Origin of the sequence: Aequoribacter sp., assembly GCF_965659035.1 — a bacterium.
In the GTDB taxonomy this organism is placed as follows: domain Bacteria; phylum Pseudomonadota; class Gammaproteobacteria; order Pseudomonadales; family Halieaceae; genus Aequoribacter.
The window spans coordinates 1-1,393 of record NZ_CBFHWH010000178.1; the positions used below are offsets into that span (position 1 = coordinate 1).

Annotated in this window: 2 protein-coding genes; both read left to right on the forward strand. The window is 49.2% G+C overall.

Annotation, left to right across the window (positions count from 1 at the left end; genetic code table 11):
* The first annotated feature begins 142 nt into the window (after positions 1–142).
* Complete coding sequence (locus ACTF5Z_RS12190; protein WP_438985870.1) at positions 143–799, forward strand: helix-turn-helix domain-containing protein; 657 nt, start codon at positions 143–145, stop codon at positions 797–799.
* Positions 799–1,185 carry a RidA family protein gene (locus ACTF5Z_RS12195; protein WP_438985871.1) on the forward strand — a complete coding sequence of 129 codons (387 nt, stop codon included), beginning with the start codon at positions 799–801 and terminating at the stop codon, positions 1,183–1,185. The genes ACTF5Z_RS12190 and ACTF5Z_RS12195 overlap by 1 nt, the downstream gene beginning before the upstream one ends.
* Positions 1,186–1,393 lie beyond the last annotated feature (208 nt).

Genomic DNA, 1,393 nt, shown 5'->3' on the forward strand with positions numbered 1-1,393 from the left:
GGCCGAGGTGCTTGATGGTTAATTTGAGATCATGCCAAAGCCCGCCGTGTGCAAATCAACGGCGGTAGCTGATATTTGGTAAATAAGAAGATAGTATGTCGCCCAGATCTTTTAGTTTGTCCGACAAGAGAGGATTGTAGACTTGAGTGACCGAAGCAATAAAAAAGTCAAGGTTGCGGCTCGCAAGGCCGATACAGCAACGGCCAATCCCATCGGTCGCCGCTTACGCGAATTGCGCAAGGAGTATGACTGGACTCTCGCAGAAGTAGCAAAGAGGACAGGGATCTCTGTTGGTACCCTCTCAAAACTTGAGCACGGTAAGACAGACTTAAACTTTACCAGCGTGAACAAGCTGGCCAATGGGCTTGGGCTACCGGTTACGGAACTGACCAACCCACCGAGCCGTATTCAGGGTCGGCGCGCGATCACAATGGGTGGTGAGGGAGTCATGTTTAATACACCCGATGTCGATTATGAGGTGCTGTGTAGTGAGGTCGCTAACCACCAACAGGGTTATCTTAAGGGAGTGGTAAAATCCCATAAATTTGACCCCGAGCTGCCCTGGCATCGTCACCGAGGCCAGGAATTTCTATTTATCTTAAGTGGCAGGCTTGAGTTGCATACAGAGCTGTACCAGCCAGTGCAACTCGAGACCGGTGACAGCATACTGTTCGACTCCTCGATGGGTCATCATTATGTTTCGCTTGGTCACGAACATGCCCAAATTCTCATTAGTATGTCTTTAGAGGGGTACCAGAATGTCTCTGATACCTTCCGTATAAAAAAGGAAAAATTGTAATGACTTCAAAAGCGCCAGTCGGTAATCCGATCACCTTGCCCGATGGCAGTATCGCCCCCTTGTCGGCGGCTTACCGCGCCAACGGCATGCTATTTACATCTGGGCAATTGGCTTTCGATGCCGATGGAAAATTGCACACGGGAGACATCGGCGAGCAGACTCGATTGTGTCTAGAAAATATTCGACGCCTGTTGGTTTCGGAGGGCTTAGACGTGCAGGACATAGTTAAGGTCACAATTTGGCTCACAGACCCCAGTGACTTTGCTGGTTTTAATGCGGCTTATAGCGAATTTTTTGGGGATCACCGACCAGCCCGTTCGACGGTGCGCTCTGACCTTATGTTGCCGGGTGCGAATGTAGAAATAGAGGCCATAGCGATTTACTAGCACTTGCGTGAGCCCCAAGGGCCTTCACTAATCACGATACGTCTAAATCGCATTTAATTTGCGCAGCTATTTTCGAAAGCGAAACATTGTGGTACCGTTAGAAAATAAAGAGCGAAGATCTGGGAACAGCGAGTCATTTTGGACACTTTTGATATTATAATAATCGGAGCGGGTATGGCTGGGGCTTCTGTCGCAGCCGAGGTCAGTG

Coding starts and splice junctions, on each gene's coding strand:
- ACTF5Z_RS12195 (WP_438985871.1), top strand. CDS start 799: ATGACTTCAAAAGCGCCAGTCGGTAATCCGATCACCTTGCCCGATGGC.